This window comes from Streptosporangium sp. NPDC006007, assembly GCF_040614315.1.
Lineage (GTDB): Bacteria > Actinomycetota > Actinomycetes > Streptosporangiales > Streptosporangiaceae > Streptosporangium.
In genome coordinates this window covers 1-16,812 of the sequence record NZ_JBEXUG010000019.1, presented here as the reverse complement: position 1 = coordinate 16,812, position 16,812 = coordinate 1, and the positions used below count along the sequence as shown (strand labels likewise).

The following is a 16,812-nucleotide window of genomic DNA, read 5'->3' as shown; positions in this document are numbered from 1 at the left end:
CTCTCAGGCCGGCTTCACGATGAGCGCGCCGTTGTTGATGTTGACGAGCCCGACGAGGTTGATGTTCGCCGCGGTGATCGTCACGCCCGCGGTGTCGACCGTGATCGCCGCCGACTGGGACTGCAGCAGCACGCCGCTGCCCTTCATGGGCGCCACCGGGGCGTCGGACAGGGCGATCTTGCTCTTGCCGGTGGTCTCGACCAGGAAGGCGGGCGCCTTCGGGGTCAGCAGCTTGGCGGTGGCGGGCGTCTCGGCCGGGCCGCCCCAGAAGAAACCCACCCAGACGGGGTGGTCGGGGTTGCCCTGCTCGAACTCCACCCAGACGCCCGCCCCCGGCGGCGGCACGGCGAACACCCCCATCTGCAGCCCGGCCAGCGGGACACACGGCATCGCCCACGACGACGGCAGCAGGCCCAGCACGTCGGGCACGCTGACCAGCAGCCGCCCCCTGCCCAGCGGGTCGTGGTTCTCCAGCACCGAGCCCCGGTACTTGCCGTAGAAGCGCCTGCTGCCCGGCGGGTCGGCGTCCTCGCGCTCGGCCGGGCCGAAGAAGCCGGGGGACTCGACGTACCCCAGGTCGTCCATGTTCATAGCGACTCCTTATGGCGACGGCAGGAACGCGTTGCGGGTCAGGGTGAACTGCTGGGTGTACGCGCCCCGCTTGATGTCGTGGGTGACACTCTTGACGAAATAGGCGCCGTCGTAGCCGAGGCTCGCGCCGCGCACCGTGACGGGACGGCGCGCGCGCAGCGGCTGACCGTACCGCAGCACGTCCAGGGTGCCCCGCCCGGAGATCACCTCGAAGCTGTCGGCGGCCCTGGCCAGGGCGATCCCGGCCGCCTGGACGGGGGAGAGCTTGGCGAGGCCGCGGACCACGGACACCTTCAGCGGCAGCGGCCCGCGGGCGCCCATCGGCGGGTTGACCGGGGTGACGTCCGGAATCGGGATGGGGATGGGGAACTTGGTGTTCGGCTCTTGGACCAGGGCGACGAGCCGGGTCGCGGAGAACCCGTCGAAGGTGAACGTCAGCGTCTCGACGTTGGTGACCGTGTCGGCGTTGGCCCACAGCGTGGGCTGGGGCGCCCCGGCCTTGACCAGCGGCCCCCAGTACGCGAGGTTGACGCCCGGCACCGGCCCCGGCTCGATGTAGAACTGGTAGCCGGCCTGCGCCGCGAGCGCCTTGACGTAGGCCAGGTCGGTGCCCTGGTGGGCCGGGGTGGACTCCAGCGGGTTCGGCGTGTCGAGGAAGACGCTCGGCACGACCTGCGGGACGAGCCCGTACATCGGATACTTGGCGCAGATCAGCGCGACCCGCGCCTCCGGCGGCAGGCCGACGTACGGCACGCCGGTGAGGTCGACCACGTCCATCATCCGGGAGACGTCCTCCCCGGTGAGCGTCAGCCGTGCCTGGCCGGGTTCGGCGGACGGCACCACCTCGTGCCGGGTGACGACGCCGTCCATCAGCACCGTGGACCGGCCCCTGATCGTCACGACCACCTGCACCCTGGCCGGCGGGTCGAGCGCCCCCAGCGGCAGCAGCTCGCGAAAGAGCGTCGACCGCCTGCCGGTCCCGAACGACAGCCGGAAGCCGCCCGGCTGCCCCACGCCCTCGCTGACCTGGACCGACAGCAGCGCGTCCACCACCTCGCGCGGCACCGGCTCGGCCAGCAGCGCGCCGAGCCTGAGCGACAGCAGCAGCTCAGAAGCCATGGAGGCTCCCCGTGGTCGCGGCGGGCAGCGCGACGTCCAGCCGCCGCCCCTGGTGGGCGGTGAGCTCGGCGGGGTCGAGCACCGGGTTGGCGTCGGCGATCTGCCAGAAACGCTCGGGATCGTTGAGGTACAGCGCCGCGATCCGGTCCAGCCGGTCGCCGTCGCGGACCAGGTGCACGGCGACCGCGGTGAGCGTCCGCCGCGCGGGCAGGAATCTGCGGCGGACGTAGGGGATCGGTTCCCCGCCCTCCGGCCGGTGGATCGCGGTCTCGATCCCGTGGTAGCGGCTGGTCGCGGCGAACATCAGGTGCCTCCTGGCGGGGCGGTGAGGCCGAGGGCGCTCAGCGGGTCGGAGCGGTGCAGCGCGGCGAGCTGCTCGCGGCGGCGCTGGTGGCCCAGGAACAGGCCGCTCCCCCGGTGGGTGAACCCCAGGTCGTCGATGGTGAGGACGCGCAGCGACAGCGACACCTTGGCCCTGATCGGGTTGAGGTTGGAGTCGAACGCCTCCTCGGTGACGGTGAACTCGGTGAGCCGTACCGGCACCACGCGGTCCCTGCTCCACACGAAGACCGTGAGCGGGGACTCGACGGGGGCGATCTCGAAGGCGCCGTTGCGCGCGGCGTCGTCCTGCGCCAGCAGCGCGTCGGCCGCCGGGTTCACCAGCAGGTCCAACGTGGCCAGGACGGGCAGCAGGCCGTGCTCGGCGACGGCGTCGTTGCCCGGCGCGAAGGGGTCTTCGAGCTGGACCGTCGCGTCGAGTTCGGCCTCAAGCCTGATGGTCTCGTGGGCCGGGCCCCGCAGCCGCAGCGCCTCGCTGCGATCACCCGGCTCGGCTCCCACACCCTGGGGCTGGAGCGTGCGGGTGATGGTGTCCGGGTTGTACTGCAGGGTGATGACCCTCAGGACCACGCCGGTGCCGGGGTCGAGCAGGACGAGCCCGCCCCGCGGCACCACGGGCGTCCCCGGCGCGAACTGCGCGCTCACCGCCCGCCACCCCCCGCCGCTTCCCGGATCCCGGAGACCACGGCCCGCGCCAGCCCCGGCATGGAGCCGTCGGCGGCGTCCACACTCAACCGCCGCCGCGACGGGCGGCCGGCGGGGCTGCCCGCCATCGCATGGTGTACGGCCTCGGTCAGCGCGTCCAGGAACTCCTGCCTCGCCCCCGACTCCAGCACGACCCTGTCGATGTGCAGCACGACGCGCGTCATCGCCTCACCCGCTCCCCGTTCGGGACCGTCAGCGGCAGGCCCAGTTTGCGAAACTCCATCCTCGCGGCGCGCAGCACCGTCCGGGTGCCGATGGGCTCGCCGTCGCCCGCCGCGAGGAACGCCGCGCCCAGCGCGATCGCCTGTACGGCCGCGCCCGTGACCGGCAGTTCCACGAGCGCGTCGAGGTCGAGTTCGCCGAGCGGCGCGGCCGGGGGGAAGGCCGCCGACCACAATCGCCGGCGCTCCGCGTGCGCGGGCAGCGGGAAGTCGACGACGAACCGCAGCCGCCGCAGGAACGCCGGATCCAGCGCGGCACGCAGGTTGGTGGCCAGCACCGCCACCCCCTCGTAGGCCTCCATGCGCTGCAGCAGGTAGCTGACCTCGATGTTGGCGTACCGGTCGTGGCTGTCGCGCACCTCGCTGCGGCGGCCGAACAGCGCGTCCGCCTCGTCGAACAGCAGCAGCGCGCCCCCGTCCTCGGCCGCGTCGAAGACGCGGCGCAGGTTCTTCTCAGTCTCGCCGATGTACTTGTTGACCACGGCCGACAGGTCGACGCGGTAGAGGTCCAGGCCGAGTTCGCGCGCGAGGACCTCGGTGGCGAAGGTCTTCCCTGTCCCGCTCGGGCCGCTGAACAGCGCGGTGACCCCGTTGCCCCGCGTTCCGCGCTCCCCGAACCCCCAGGTGGAGAACACCGTGGCCTGATGCCGTACATGCGCCACGAGCTGCCGCAGCAGGCTCGTCTGCTCCTCGGGCAGCACCAGCTCATCCCACTCGGCCCGCGGTACGGTCCGCTGGGCGAGCGCCTCCAGCCGGGGTCGCGCCGAAGCGCGGCAGGCGGCCCAGAGCCGCTCCGGCCCCTCCCCGTCCGCGACTCCCGCCTCCTCCGCGGGCCGCGGGCCGAGGGTGGGGCGCAGGGCGGTGGCGATGCGGTGGATGGCGGGCACGCTCAGCCGGAACTGGCCGGCCAGCGCGCGGGGCGCCCCCTCCAGGGCCAGCCCGGTCGCGACCGCCCATACTTCGGCCTGCTCGGCCGGGGAAGGCCGGGTGACGTCGATGACCGAGGTGGCCCGGCCGGTGATCGGCCACACCTCGCGCGTGGCGAGCAGGACGAGCCCGCCGACATGCGACAGGAAGCGCTGTACAACCGCACCCCCTGGATCGGCGTCGGTCGCGTCGAGCAGCAGGGCGTTCGGCAGCAGCAGGCTGTCGCGCTGCCACAGCCTGGCCACCAGGTCCACGTCGGCCCCCGCGCCCGCCAGCGCGTCGACCGGCAGGTGGTACAGGTCGCGGTTGAACCGCGCCATGGCCCGTACGGCCACCAGCTCGCGGCTCTGCTCGTCGCCGCCGAGCAGCTGGATCACCGGGAATCGCCCGTCGGGCGTCTCGGTCAGCGCGGCACCGACCAGGGCGTCCGCCACGGCCCGCGACGAGGGCGGCAGGTCGAGCCCCGCCGCCGGGTCGGGCCGATGCTCGACCAGCTCGGCCAGCCGTTCGTCGAGCCGGTTGAGTCCCCGGACCAGATCGACGATCCGGTCGTCGGCCCGCAGCGGTACGGTCACCAGCGGCCGCGCCCCGGCGCCGACCGGCTCCACCAGCCGCCAGAACCGCAACCCCCGCTCGGGCGACAGCGCATCCCAGCGGGCGTCGTCGAACAGCCGCAGCGCGAGCGCGAAGGTGGGCGCGGTCGCCCCCGGATCCCCCTGCGCGGCGGCGATCAGGCCGCCGACCCGCGGCTCGATCGCGGGCGCCACACACAGCAGCAGCACGTCCCGTTCGAAGTCGCTCAGTCCCAGCCGCCCCGCGACCTGCACCAGGGCGGGCGGCGCCGTCCCCTCACCCACCTCGGCGGCCGCCTCCCGCGCGACCTCCAGCTCCCCGATGTCCGCCCCATCCGCCGGAGGGGGGCCGGCGGAGTGGTCACGGGCCCGGCGCTCCCCCGTCTCCCCCCGACGCGGCGGTTCGGCGGGAGGCCGATCGGGGGCGGAGGTCCGATCGGGGACACTGCCCTCGCCGGGATCGGGGTGCCGCGGGGTGAGGGCGTCGAGGCGGGAGGTCAGCCAGGCCAGCGACGCCGTCAGGTAGGTGTTGTTGGCCTTCTCCCAGTCGGGGGTGCCGGTCACGGGATCACCACCTCCGCCGTTGGGCCGGTCTTGAAGGTGCCGGTGGCGCGGTCCACGATGTCGGTGTCGACGCCGTCGACGCGCAGGCGGACCTTGTGGGTGCCCGGGGGGATCTCGGCGGTGGCCGACAGGGCGGTGGTGTCGGCGGTCAGCAGGGGAACGGGCAGGTGCAGGCCTCCCACCAGGATGGCCGCCTGCTGGCCGACCAGTACCGGCCGGGCGGTGATGACGGTCACCGTGGTCCGGGGCGGGATGCCTCCGGCCGGGACGGCGGTGAGGGCGACGATCTCGGAGGCGACGGCCAGGGGGACCTCGTTCGTCGGCGTGCCCGTGGTCGAGGGGCTCAGGGACACCGCCCAGGGACCTGCGGGCAGTCCCGTGGCGGGCAGCGCGACGGCGACCTCGGCGGCTCCGGACGGCGGTACCTGGACGGTGGCCGTGGCGGACACCCGCAGATGGCGGAGATGTGCCACGAGGACCCCCGTGGGGAGGTTGCGCACCGTCAGCGTGACGGTCTCGCCGGGCAGCGCCGCGGGACGGTCCGGCACGCCGTACCGGATCCCGGTGAGTGCGGGGAAGGGCGAGGCGGCGTCCGGGCGGGTGACCGGTGACCTGCCGTCGGGGCCGCGCTTGAGGACGGGCAGCGGCGCGGCGCCGGGGGCGGGGTTGTCGATGAGCACCGCCGACACCTGGTAGGACGCGGAGACCCTGAACGGCGTGGCGAACGCGGTCCACATCTTGGCGATGTCGTCCTGGCTCAGCGACTCGAAGCTGATCTTCACGTGTTCGGGTTGCAGATGCAGGTCGCTGCCGGCCAGCGGGATCGTCGTGGCGGCCAGGATCTCCTCGCCGGACAGGGTCGGGCTGTCGTGCAGCGCCAGCATGGCCGCGCCGAGCAGCTGGTGCGCGGTGCCCTCGTCGTTGCTGTAGGCCGCCAGCAGGTAGTGCAGGACCAGCGGCAGCAGCGGCTTGGGCGACTCCCCCGGCGGCGAGCCCGGCGGGTCGCCGTTGCGGAAGGAGGGGTGCATGTCCGCGCGGTACAGGAACAGGTTCACGTGGTCGCCGTTGACCGCTTCGGCCGCGCGGTCCGGCGGCACGATGGTCACCTGCGGGCCGCCCAGCCGGTTGAAGACCCTGGCGCGCAGCGCGGCGGTCACGGCGGCGACGGCGAGCGAGTTGCTCATGTCAGCTCCCCCTTCCCCCGCCTGCGCAGGTAGGTCTCCAGCACCGATGCGTGATCCCCGCGCGACGGCTTGGGCGGCGGAGCGGCCTGGGCGGGCGGGGTGCGTACTTCGAGCCGCCCGATCGAGATCTCGACCACCGCCGGCGGCGGGGTGTCCGGCACGTCCGGGGCGCGCGGAGCGGACGCGGGCGCCGCGAGTACCGGCCCCGCGGCGACCCGGAGCAGGGGTGGCGACCCGCGCCGGGCTTCGGCGGCCCGCGTCAGGAACGGCAGGAGCGGCGGAGGGGACGGCGGCGCGGGCGCCGGGTCCTGAGCGGGCGCAGTGGGGGGACGCTCGGCGGGTGGCAGCCTGACAGCGGTGGCGGGGTCCGGCGCGCCGGACCTGGGGGCGGCAGACGCGGGCCCCCGGCCGTCGCCGTCGCCGTCGCCGTCGCCGTCACCGTCACCGTCACTGTGGCCGTGCGGGAGCCGCCGCACGCTGAAGTCGCCTTCCCCGTACGCCTCGCCCGCCGGATGAGCCGTGTCCCAGGCGACGGTTCGCCGGAGCGCCTGCCCGGCCGGGACGCCCGGCGGCCTGCGCGTGGGGGCGGGGGGCGGCGTGTCGAGGACGGGTGGCTCGGCCGGAGCGCGGGTCACCGGCGGATGATGCTCGAACAGCGAGGCCGGGCGGGGGCGGACGCCGCTCACCGGTGCCCGGCTGCGCGCGAGCAGCCGCTGGACCAGGCCGCTCATGATCTCACCAGGCCCAGGTAGCACTGCCGCCGCCAGGCGCTCAGCGCGAGCACCTGCGGTTCGGTCCAGCCGTAGGCCGCGGCCAGGTCGTGCACCTCCAGCAGGGTCCGGCGGCACCAGCCGTCCAGCTCCGACCATAGGTAGCTGACGATGTCGAAGGACTCGGCCCAGGCCCGGCCGCAGTCGGGGCACGACAGGCACAGCTCGACGTCCAGCAGCGGGTCGGCGGCGGCCCAGGCGGCCACCACCTGCTCGGCGTCGGCGTCGGAACACCGGCCGACGAGCGCGTCGCAGGGGTCGCCGTCGGCCAGCGCGGCGGCGACGTCGGCGCTGGTGGGCAGCGGGTACGGCGCCTGCAGCGGCGGGCCGAGCAGCCGCCCCTGGTCGAAGGACACCTCCACGTCCGTGTCGCAGTCCGGGCAGCTGGAGACCCCGTCCAGGGCGGGGCCGAACAGCGCGGCGCGCAGCTCGAACAGGGCCCGGTCGCGCTGCCCGATGGTCAGGCGGGCCAGCTCGGCCGCCGGACGGCCCGTACCGGCCGCGAGCATGGCGAGGCCCCGCTCCAGCGGGGTGCGGTCCCAGCCCGCCTCCCACGCGTCGAGCAGCTCGGGAGCACCGGCCACCACTGTCACGGCCCCTCTCAGAAGTCCGGCTCGGTGGGCTCCAGGACGCTCACGTCGCGCACCCATCCCTCGTTCTCCAGCTTCAGGTGCTGGATGGCGATGGCGTTGGCGTTGGCGTCGAGGTCCGGCAGCGACTGGAACTCCGACACCCAGCAGCGGAAGACCTGGTAGGCCAGCACCTTCTGACCCGCCTCGTTGTAGACCTCGATGACGAGGTCCTTCCTGAAGGCGGCCAGTGCCACCTCGCGGTCGCGCTGGTCGGGGCCCGCCTGGGCGTTGGCGTAGTTCCACACCTTGCCGGCCCACAGCTCGAACTCGGGGTCGTGGGTGACGCCACGCTCCAGGGTGATCGGCTCGTACTTGGTGCGCCCCGGCGACTTGCGCATGCTGGAGTGGTCGCCGCCGTCGCGGTGCTCGACCACCTCGGTGGTCCGGCGCAGGGCGCTGACCTTGCTGATCCCGGCGACGTACTTGTTGTCCCACTTCACCCGGAACTTAAAGTTCTTGTACGGGTCCAGGCGGGTGGTGTTGACGGAGAACTGGGCCATGTCGCTGCTCCTAGGCGTCGGGACGCTTCTGCTGGATGCGGATGCGCACGAACTCGGCGGGTTTCAGCGGCTGGAAGCCGACGTCGACGTTCACGACGCCGACGTCGATGTCGGCCTGGGGGTTGTTCTCCCTGTCACACTTGACGAAGTACGCCTCCTGGCCGGTCCGGCCCTGGAACGCGCCCTGGCGGAACAGGCCGTCCATGAAGGCGCCGACGTTGAGCCGGATGGACGCCCACAGCGGTTCGTCGTTGGGCTCGAACACCACCCACTTGGTGGCGCGGAACAGGGTCTCCTCGATGAACAGGGCGAGCCTGCGGACCGGGATGTACTTCCACGGGTCGCCCACCTCGTCGCTGCCCCGGCAGGTCCGCGACCCCCACAGCACGTGCGAGTAGACGGGGAACCTGCGCAGGCAGTTGACGCCCAGCGGGTTGAGGTCGCCGTTCTCCGCGTCGGTCAGCGCCACGGTCTCCGAGCGCACGCCCGCCAGCGAGGCGTCCACTCCCGCCGGCGCCTTCCACACCCCGCGCAGGGTGTCGGTGCGGGCGAACACCCCGGCCACGGTGCCGATGGGGCCCACGGTCAGGTCGGGGCCTCCGGCCGGGTCGGAGATCGTGACACGCGGGTAGAAGACGGCCGCGTTGCGCCCGGCGACGCCGGTGACCGGCAGCCCCGCCTGCGCCCCGGCCGTCGCGGTGGCTGCGGTGGTCCAGGCGAAGGGCGGGTCGAGCAGCAGCATCGCCCTGCGGTCCACGCACAACCGGGCCGCCGCGTCGATCACCGGAGCCCAGAGGGTGTCGCGGGTGTCGGCCGCCCCTGCCGCCGGAGGCGCGAGCTGCGGCGGGATCACCAGCAGGTTGAAGATCGGTACGTCGAGCAGGGCCTGGATGCCGGTGCGCCCGGCCGGGTCGCCGATCACGTCGGCGGGATTGAGCGTCACGTCACCGACCGCCGGCGCCGGCCTGTCGGTGACCTCGGCCAGGAGCCTGTCCGCCGGACTGCCGTCGGCCAGGCCGACCAGCCGGGAGGTGTCCAGCGCCCGGTCCAGCCACCGGCCGCGCAGGTTGGGGTCGACCGACACCTCGTAGGTCTCGGCCACCGTACCGGAGACCTTGATCGTCAGGGTGTAGTGCTTGGGGTCCGCGCTGTCGTGCTTGACGGTCGCGGTGAGCGTGTTGCCTGCCGTACCGGCCGCCCTCGCCCGCAGCTTGACGCCGTCGCCGAGATCGATGACGGCGTACTGGGTGTCGGCGCCGACCCGCACGACGATCGCCTTGGCGCCGCCGTTGAGGAAGAACTGGTAGACCGCGTAACTCAGCTCGCTGCCGGCCCACACCCCGCCGAACACGGTGTCGAACTCGGTCCAGCTGTTGACCGTCGTCGGGGTGCGCGGTCCTTCCAGGGCCAGGCCGACGAACGCCGTGATGGACGTGTCCACGCCGACGATCGGACGGACCGCGCTCTCGACCTCCTCAAGATAGACACCGGGATAGGTGAATTTCGTCGCCATCGACCTTCGGCCTCCCTCGTCCCGTAGCCGCAGAGCCCCGTAGCCGTAGAGTCTCTGCCGCCAGGATCGATCCAAACCGTCACCCGCGTGTCACCCAGCCATCACGGGACCGTCGTCGCAACCGACGGCCGACGAGCTCCTGCCCTGGTCGGTGACGTGAGACGGGGCGCACGGTCCCGTCGGGAACGTCTCCACGTCGGGCGCGGCTCCGTCAGGGGGACGGGTCGGCCAGCCCGCGAGCGCGTGATCGTTTTTGGGCCGGGTGCCGTAGCGCCGCCGGAGCCCGCCGTCCACCCGAGGCGCCGGCAGGTCCGGGCGCGGAACGGCGCCCCGGCTGCGGGGTCGTCTACCGCAGCATCACCCCGGGTCTGCCCCGTCTCGTGAGACACACCGATCGAGACCCCACCTCGGCCGGTGTGATCGTCTCAGGCAACGGCACCGGCCGCGCCGGCCGCCACGAGCGGTGCAGCGTGATCCGCCGCTACATCGCCCGACGGAGCCGCGACACCGATACCCCCCGCCCGCACAGGATCGTCAGCAGGGCGAATGGCTCTCCCCTCGTACCGTGGAGATCTGCCCTAAGCCGCCGCCGAATCATTCAACGCCACGCTCAAAGTCGAGTTCGCCCACCGGCATCGCTGACGAGTGCGGGGGTAGGCATGACGGGCCGGGGATCGATGGCGTGCGGCCTGTCGTGAGGCTTCACGTGTGCGGTCACCGCCGGGAGCCGTGTTCAGGGAGTCCGCAACCGGAGGGTGATGACACGTTTCGTGGCGCGTGTCGCGGCTACGTAGAGGTCGCGGATACCGCCGTCGCGGGCGGATTCGATCCCCGTCGGGTCGATGACGAATACGGTGTCGAACTCCAGTCCTCGGGCTTCCGAGCTCGCGACGATCGCGGCTCCGGTTCCGTCGAGCGCCTTGGTAAGCCGGGCTGTATCGTCGGTGGGGCTGATGACGCCGACCAGTTCGCCGGGGTGAGCGGCTGCGGTCTCGGCGACCAACTCGCGGATGACGGCATCCCGTTCTGCTGCTGCGACCGGGATGACCTGTGGGTGCTCGCCGTGCCGGATCGAGCGCGAGGGCTGCTGCTCCGGGGCGATCCGCGCCAGCAGCGGCGCGGCGCCGTGGAGTATTTCGGCCGTGGTGCGGTAGTTCACGGTCAGGGTGTGGTGCGCGAACCGTTCGCCGACGAACGGGGTGAGGGCTTCGGCCCAGGATCGGACGGTCGTGGCCGATCCGGATTGGGCGAAATCGCCGACGACGGTCAGGGAGCGTGCCGGGCAGCGGCGCATGAGCATCCGCCACTGCAGCTCCGACAGCTCCTGGGCCTCATCGACCACCACATGCCCGTACACCTGCTCGGGAGGTCCGTCGATCAGAGCCCGCGTCTCATCGAGCAGCGCGAGGTCGGCACTGGTGTTTCCCGCGCGGCGGGCTTGGGTGAGAGACGTGATGTCGCTGCGGGAGAGTTCGGGAAGTGCGGTCGTCAGCGCACCGGGGTCGGCGAGGAAACGTGCGAGCACCTCCGTGGCGCGCAGTCTCGGCCACACCTGATCGATGGCGAGGTCGATCGCAGGGTCATCGAGGAGCCCGTCGCGGAGGGCGTCCCAATCCACTTCGGCATCGCCGCCGGCGGTGACGGTGTCATCCAGGCCGAGTGAGCGCAGGTCTTCGGCGACGGACTCATCGAGGTCCACTCCGAGCAGGGCGGCGATCTCGTCGTCCATCGCGGTGAGCGCTTCGGCGGTGCGTTGTTCCAGCAGGTTCACCAGGTCGCCGACCACGTATTCCTTGAACAGCTCCCTGGCCGGGTTGTGGGCGAGTCCGCCCTGGGTGGCGTGACGGTGCGCGGCATCCACCGTCTGCGCGTCCAGGGTGAGCGTGTCCTGACCGACCTTGAACTTGAGCGGCGTCCCGTGCGGTTGCCGGTCGCGCACCCAGCGAGCCAGAACCGCGGCGAGGCGCGCCTGTCCCTTGACGCGTGCGACGACCCCGGGCTCGACCGCGGTGGCTTCGACGCCGATCAGGTCGGCCACCGTCGCCAAACGCACGTCGTTCTCACCGAGGGAGGGCAGCACATCGGAGACGTAGTCGAGGAACCGCCGGTTGGGGCCAAACACCAGGACGCCGCGGTCGGCGATGCTCGGGAAGGCGTAGAGGACATAGGCGGCGCGGTGCAGCGCGACGATCGTCTTGCCGGTTCCGGGACCGCCGTCGACCACGGTCACCCCACGATGCGGGGAACGCACGATCGCGTCCTGCTCCGCTTGGAGCGTCGCGACCGCCTCCCGCATCCGCCCGGTCCGTGCCCGGTCGAGCGCGGCGACGAGGGGGCTGTCTCCGACGACGTCCTCGGGCGTGGGCGAGGAACCGTCGAGGATCTCATCGCTGACCGCCACCACCCGGCGTCCGTGCAGCCGCAGGTGGCGGCGTCGCCGCGTCCCCATCGGAGAGACCGGCGTCGCGGCATAGAATGGACGTGCTGCGTTCGCCCGCCAGTCCACCACCAGCAGCGCACCATCCTCGGAGCGCAGCCCGATTCGGCCGATATGCACCGACTCGCCCGCCATGCTGTCGATGCGGCCGAAACACAGGGCGCGGTCTGCTGCCCGCAGCTCGGAGACCCTGCGCGTCAAGCGGGCGGCTTCGAGATCGCGGGCATACAACTCCTGCGGGTCTTCGGCCGGAGCCGCGAGCGCGCAGGCACGGGATGAGAGCGCGTCAGCGACCTCGACATCGAGCCGGTCATACATCTCACGCACCCGCTCTCTCTCATCCTCGATCTGCTGCTCGCCCACCCGTGCCAGCCCACTGTCCACCTGCATCCGCGTTGTCTCCTCACCGCCCGGACCATCCAGTATGTGAAGGAAAAACCTGAAAAGTAAGGCTTGACTTACTTGGGCGCGTCAGCCGGTGTGGGAAACACGCGAAGAACTCGTCACTGGCCTCTCGACGTGTCGCGACGGCGCGGTGACATGGCACTCCCCTTTCCAGTCCGTTCAGGACGAGATGGCGTCCAGCCAAGGGGCGGTGAGCGCACGAACCTACATCGGGCCTATGCGGGCAGGGCGGTCACAATGTGGGTCCCGGCGTGCCTCGCGATGGGCCTCGGTTGGTGAGTTCCCATCCGATCACGGGCCGCACAACAGCCTTGCCGGGTACTACGTCTGCGTCGAGCAGGGCGGTCACATCGCTGGGCTGGGTGATGAGTACGGCGAAGCCTTGTCTGATGAGTTCGTTCGGCCCGGAGCTGGCGGCGCTGGTGACCGGGCCGGGCACCGCGCCGACATCCCGGCCGAGGTCACGGGCGACAAGGACAGTGGTGATTGGCCCGGATCGTACACCGGCCCCGGAAATCACGGTTGCGCCCGACAGTGCGGCCATCAGCCGGTTCCGGGCGGTGAACCTGTGCTCGGTCGGCGCTGCTCCCGGTGGCAGCTCGGTCACCGACAGGCCAGCATCCCCGGCCTGGCGCAGCAGGTCGCTGTGCGCGGCGGGGTATGGGCGGTCCAGGCCGCTCGGGAGCACGGCGATCGTCTGGCCTCCGGCCGCAAGCACGGCGCGGTGTGCGGCTCCTTCGATGCCGTAGGCGCCGCCGGAGACGACGATGCGTTCTTCGTCGGCCATGCCGGTCGCCAGGTCGCCGGTGCGGCCCACATGATGACCAAATGGCCCGACTTCACGACATCGTCGTCGATTCCGCGCACCCAGCCACCGCAGCCCGATTCTGGGCAGCAGCCCTAGACGATTATTCCATCGCTCCATACGACGAGACCGAACTCGCTCGACTGCGCGAGAACGGAATCACCGACCCACAAGACGACCCGACCGTGCTCCTGGAGCCACGAGAAACAGGCCCTCGCCTCTGGTTCCAACTCGTCCCAGAACCCAAGCGCACCAAGAACCGCATGCACCTGGATCTACTGGCCGCCGACACCGAAGCCGAGATCCTCCGCCTCATCGAACTCGGCGCGACCGTTCGCATCCGCCATGAGGAGCACACCGTCCTAGCCGACCCCGACGGCAACGAGTTCTGCCTTTTCCAGGAAAAATGAAGTCCCTCAATTGGATTACCCCCATCCCGCATAGCAGGCGGGGACAGGCTCCTCGCCTGGGGTGCCCTAACCGGTTTCATGCGTCTGACCAGCCAGAACGCGCACCAACTCTAGATAATCCCGGTCTTTCTCCACGAGCGGAGGCCTGACGCTATCAGCGCCCTACGACAACCACGGCCCCTTGGAGGTGTCTCCGAGTCGGTGCCTGGCCCAGCCACTTGCCTAACATGCCTTACTGATCATTAGTCCGCTGACCAGCCAGAACGCTCGAAGACCCAAGATAAAGGCCGTTCGCGGGCCGGGCTGCGGCTCTCCGGCCGGTCCCGGCCCACGACGCCCCGGCCCCCTGCGGCGGCCGCCCGGGGGGCTGGCTTGGCATCACACCGCCCCGCCGAGCACACGCTTGGCGAACGTGTGGAACCACGAGGCCGCGGCCGCTCCTTCGGCGCCGTAGGCGGACACGGGCGCGGCCGCCCCGCCGGCCTTCGTCACGACCTCGATGTGCGGGCACACATCGCGCACCAGTTCGCCGTAGGTGTCGCGCAGCTCCTCCAGCCGGGTGCGGGCCTCGGCCGTCTGGGCCCGGTGGTCGTTGGCCACGATCCCGGCCAGCTCCAGCGTGGGCGCGTAGTAGCGACGTACCCGGTCGATGGTGGCCATGGCCACCCGGCGAGCAGGGCGGGCGCTCATGGCGGGTTCGCGGGGAAACTGTGAGACGTCATGCCGAGACGGCGACAGAGGCGGTCTACCGGAAGCAGCTCCGCCCGGTGCTCCTCAACGGCGCGGAGGCGATGGACCGGATCTTCACACGAACGGAGCGATAGTCACTCAGTTGGTCACCCAGGAAGCGAAAAGGGCGCCTCCCTTTCGAGAGACACCCTTACCGACCAGCGAAAACGTGGTCGGGACGACAGGATTTGAACCTGCGCCCCCTTGACCCCCAGGACGTTGGGGTAGACATTTCAGCAGCTCAACGGCCTTCAGGTAGCCATGGGTGGCGTTTGGTGACGTGCGGGTTGTTCGGCCGTGTGCACGACGTGTGGTCCCCGCCTGGTTCCCAATCGACCTGCTGCTTGGAAAGCACTTCAGAGACCCGTTTGATCGGCGCTGGAGCCGTGTTCGCCTTAATGGAATCGTCCGCTGATGTCCGCAGGTGTCCATGACCGTTGTCGCGCAGTGCTCCGGTCTGAGCCGCCCTTACGGGGCAGGAGGATCAACTTGATCAGGCTTCGAGACATACTTCTACGATTGACATCAAGCGATCTTCGGGCGCGAGAAGATGAGTTCGTCGTCCTTACTGGAGGAGCTCAGACGAGTGCCGAACCCGTTCCCATCTCTGAAGACACAGCAGATGCTCAGCATCCTTCGCGCTCTGGGCTACGAGGAAGCTGGCCGCAACGGCTCCCATCGAAAGCTCACCTGCGCGGGAAGGCCACGGTTGACGTTCGCGTTCCATGATGGGGTGAGTATCGCCCCCGGAGTGGTAAGAGACATACTGATCAAGCAGGTCGGGCTGGACAAGGACGAGGCACTGAAGGTGGTGCGCGGTGACAAGTGAGGTCGTTCACCTGATCGTCAGGATAGGTCCAGATGATCGCGATCTATACATGACTTCCCCTCAAGCTCCCGGGCTGATGTATGGCCGTCCGACCCTGAAAGAGCTTCGCGCTGGTCTGCAAGACGTCTTAAGCTTCCACCTTGAACGACCTGGCCCATTCGAGGTTGTGGAACATCACGAACGGCACTACGACATCGCTGATGGGGAGCTCGTGACTCGCCTAGCTTGCGATCAGCACGTCAAGGCCAGGCAAGCAGCCTACGCAGCTCTTGGGCGAGCAATCCAAGATCCTGATCAAGCGAGAGGGCTGGTGTCTGCGCCAACTAACGCTGTCGGAGAAGTGGTCTACATCTGTGGAGTGATGTCAGACACCATCGGTTGGATCATGGAGCAGCTCGATTCGAGAGGAGACACTGCGAACGTGATTGTCTCCGTGGCAGACTCGATGGTCGTCACGATGCCCTTCGCCTACGCTCAAGATCACGAAGACATGGTGTCCATCGCGAACAAGTCATACACCTTGGAGACAACTCTGTCCGAGGTCGTGCGCAACATCCAAATCGTTACATCTACTGCGGTAGCACCTGCTAGGGCATACACCTAGGGGTGGGGCGTTGTGGTCATCTCCTTGCCGGGCAGGCGTAGCCATACCGGGCCGGACACGCCAGGTCAGGCCGTCATTCGCGTGTCCCTGCCCCGGTGACCTTCCAGCTCGACTGGTTGCCCTGCGTGCACGATGACGGCTTGACCTGGTGGGGCCGGTCTGGCATCCCTTGTGGTGACCGGCAAGGAGATGACTGCGACGACCCTCCCGGCCCGCACTCTTTGCACCCTCCCCCTCGATCTTCGCAGCCGGGCCGGGGTTTGGGGCAGCGCCCCAAGGTCTACCGCCCTTCCCCCCGCCTTTACCTCCCCCTTTTCTCCTTCTTCGCCTCGACGTCTGCCGTGCTCTCCGAGTCCTGATGTCCGGCCCCGGCAGTCCTTCGTGCTCGTCTCCCCCTTCACCCCTGAAGAGACTCCATCGACACCAAGCAATCGGCAGCCGCCATCACCCCCGCGTCGCTTGCGGCGCGGGGGCGCGCCGCCGCCGGCGGACCGGCTGAAGAGCCGCAGCCGCCGGCGAGCGAGCGCGGCCCCCAAAACCACTGTGTGCTTCGGGCAGGTTCTCTGGACATGCAGGCCGTGAATGGCATCAAGGGCTGCGCTGTGCCACCCCGCGACTCGACTCCCGGTGTCCAGGATCGACAGCCTCACGACCCGCTCAGCCTCCCGCCGCACCCCTCACGCCCCTCGGCGGGGTTCCCTTCCCTGCGAACCTCCGTCTGCTTCCCCGACCAGCGCTCGCCAAGAGTCCCCCTCCCCCTTTTCACCTCGCCCCGCTCCCCCGACCTGAGGCGGCGCTCCCACCGCGTCAGCGGTGGCTTGAACACGTATGGAAAGTCGTAACAGGAGGTCAGCGCCTTACCTCTAAAACTGACAGACATCGTTGACACCCGGGTCTCCGGCTACTACGGAGACCATCATGTCCACCCCGAACCCCCCACTGGATCGTGAGGCCAA

Annotated in this window: 17 protein-coding genes; 3 read left to right on the top strand and 14 right to left on the bottom strand. The window is 70.5% G+C overall.

All coding sequences use genetic code 11. The annotated features are described in order from the left end of the window. Window positions 1-3: 3 nt before the first annotated feature. From ABZ194_RS16800 to ABZ194_RS16740, 13 genes are all read right to left on the bottom strand, one after another. On the bottom strand, window positions 4-591 hold the full coding sequence (locus ABZ194_RS16800) for a phage baseplate assembly protein V (RefSeq protein ID WP_355597047.1): 588 nt from the start codon (window positions 589-591) through the stop codon (window positions 4-6). A gap of 9 nt (window positions 592-600) precedes the next feature. Beyond that, window positions 601-1,710: a hypothetical protein gene (locus ABZ194_RS16795; RefSeq protein WP_355597045.1), complete on the bottom strand. Its 1,110-nt coding sequence runs from the start codon at window positions 1,708-1,710 to the stop codon at window positions 601-603. Beyond that, entirely contained in the window at window positions 1,700-2,014 is a 315-nt protein-coding gene (locus ABZ194_RS16790) for a LysM domain-containing protein (protein WP_355597043.1), read from the bottom strand. The genes ABZ194_RS16795 and ABZ194_RS16790 overlap by 11 nt, the downstream gene beginning before the upstream one ends. Further along, complete coding sequence (locus ABZ194_RS16785; RefSeq protein WP_355597041.1) at window positions 2,014-2,694, bottom strand: hypothetical protein; 681 nt, start codon at window positions 2,692-2,694, stop codon at window positions 2,014-2,016. The genes ABZ194_RS16790 and ABZ194_RS16785 overlap by 1 nt, the downstream gene beginning before the upstream one ends. Continuing rightward, window positions 2,691-2,918 carry a hypothetical protein gene (locus ABZ194_RS16780; RefSeq protein ID WP_355597039.1) on the bottom strand — a complete coding sequence of 76 codons (228 nt, stop codon included), beginning with the start codon at window positions 2,916-2,918 and terminating at the stop codon, window positions 2,691-2,693. Before ABZ194_RS16780 ends, ABZ194_RS16785 begins: the two co-directional genes overlap by 4 nt. After that, complete coding sequence (locus ABZ194_RS16775; RefSeq protein ID WP_355597037.1) at window positions 2,915-5,038, bottom strand: ATP-binding protein; 2,124 nt, start codon at window positions 5,036-5,038, stop codon at window positions 2,915-2,917. The genes ABZ194_RS16780 and ABZ194_RS16775 overlap by 4 nt, the downstream gene beginning before the upstream one ends. Further along, the gene (locus ABZ194_RS16770) at window positions 5,035-6,222 is read right to left on the bottom strand and encodes a Pvc16 family protein (RefSeq protein WP_355597035.1); all 1,188 of its coding nucleotides are present in this window, start codon (window positions 6,220-6,222) and stop codon (window positions 5,035-5,037) included. Before ABZ194_RS16770 ends, ABZ194_RS16775 begins: the two co-directional genes overlap by 4 nt. Continuing rightward, window positions 6,219-6,953, bottom strand: a complete 735-nt coding sequence (locus tag ABZ194_RS16765; RefSeq protein ID WP_355597033.1) for a hypothetical protein — start codon at window positions 6,951-6,953, stop codon at window positions 6,219-6,221. The genes ABZ194_RS16770 and ABZ194_RS16765 overlap by 4 nt, the downstream gene beginning before the upstream one ends. Beyond that, window positions 6,950-7,585, bottom strand: a complete 636-nt coding sequence (locus tag ABZ194_RS16760) for a hypothetical protein (protein ID WP_355597031.1) — start codon at window positions 7,583-7,585, stop codon at window positions 6,950-6,952. The genes ABZ194_RS16765 and ABZ194_RS16760 overlap by 4 nt, the downstream gene beginning before the upstream one ends. An 8-nt stretch (window positions 7,586-7,593) precedes the next feature. Further along, window positions 7,594-8,124 (bottom strand): phage tail protein, encoded by a 531-nt coding sequence (locus ABZ194_RS16755; RefSeq protein ID WP_355597029.1) that lies wholly within the window; start codon window positions 8,122-8,124, stop codon window positions 7,594-7,596. A gap of 10 nt (window positions 8,125-8,134) precedes the next feature. Continuing rightward, complete coding sequence (locus tag ABZ194_RS16750; protein WP_355597027.1) at window positions 8,135-9,637, bottom strand: phage tail sheath C-terminal domain-containing protein; 1,503 nt, start codon at window positions 9,635-9,637, stop codon at window positions 8,135-8,137. Window positions 9,638-10,370: 733 nt separating this feature from the next. Further along, entirely contained in the window at window positions 10,371-12,437 is a 2,067-nt protein-coding gene (locus ABZ194_RS16745; protein WP_355597025.1) for an ATP-binding domain-containing protein, read from the bottom strand. A gap of 274 nt (window positions 12,438-12,711) precedes the next feature. Next, a complete protein-coding gene (locus ABZ194_RS16740; protein ID WP_355597023.1) occupies window positions 12,712-13,296 on the bottom strand; it encodes a DNA-processing protein DprA in 585 nt (194 codons plus the stop codon). Window positions 13,297-13,307: 11 nt separating this feature from the next. On the opposite strand from ABZ194_RS16740, the gene ABZ194_RS16735 reads away from it, so the two are divergent. Continuing rightward, the gene (locus tag ABZ194_RS16735) at window positions 13,308-13,694 is read left to right on the top strand and encodes a VOC family protein (RefSeq protein WP_355597021.1); all 387 of its coding nucleotides are present in this window, start codon (window positions 13,308-13,310) and stop codon (window positions 13,692-13,694) included. Between the two features lie 378 nt (window positions 13,695-14,072). Here ABZ194_RS16735 and ABZ194_RS16730 read toward each other — a convergent pair whose 3' ends face one another. Beyond that, window positions 14,073-14,384, bottom strand: a complete 312-nt coding sequence (locus tag ABZ194_RS16730) for a hypothetical protein (protein ID WP_355597019.1) — start codon at window positions 14,382-14,384, stop codon at window positions 14,073-14,075. Between the two features lie 589 nt (window positions 14,385-14,973). Between ABZ194_RS16730 and ABZ194_RS16725 the strand changes: the two genes are divergently transcribed. Further along, window positions 14,974-15,252, top strand: coding sequence for a type II toxin-antitoxin system HicA family toxin (locus tag ABZ194_RS16725; RefSeq protein WP_355597017.1), 279 nt, complete (start codon window positions 14,974-14,976; stop codon window positions 15,250-15,252). Beyond that, a complete protein-coding gene (locus tag ABZ194_RS16720) occupies window positions 15,242-15,856 on the top strand; it encodes a hypothetical protein (RefSeq protein WP_355597015.1) in 615 nt (204 codons plus the stop codon). The genes ABZ194_RS16725 and ABZ194_RS16720 overlap by 11 nt, the downstream gene beginning before the upstream one ends. Window positions 15,857-16,812 lie beyond the last annotated feature (956 nt).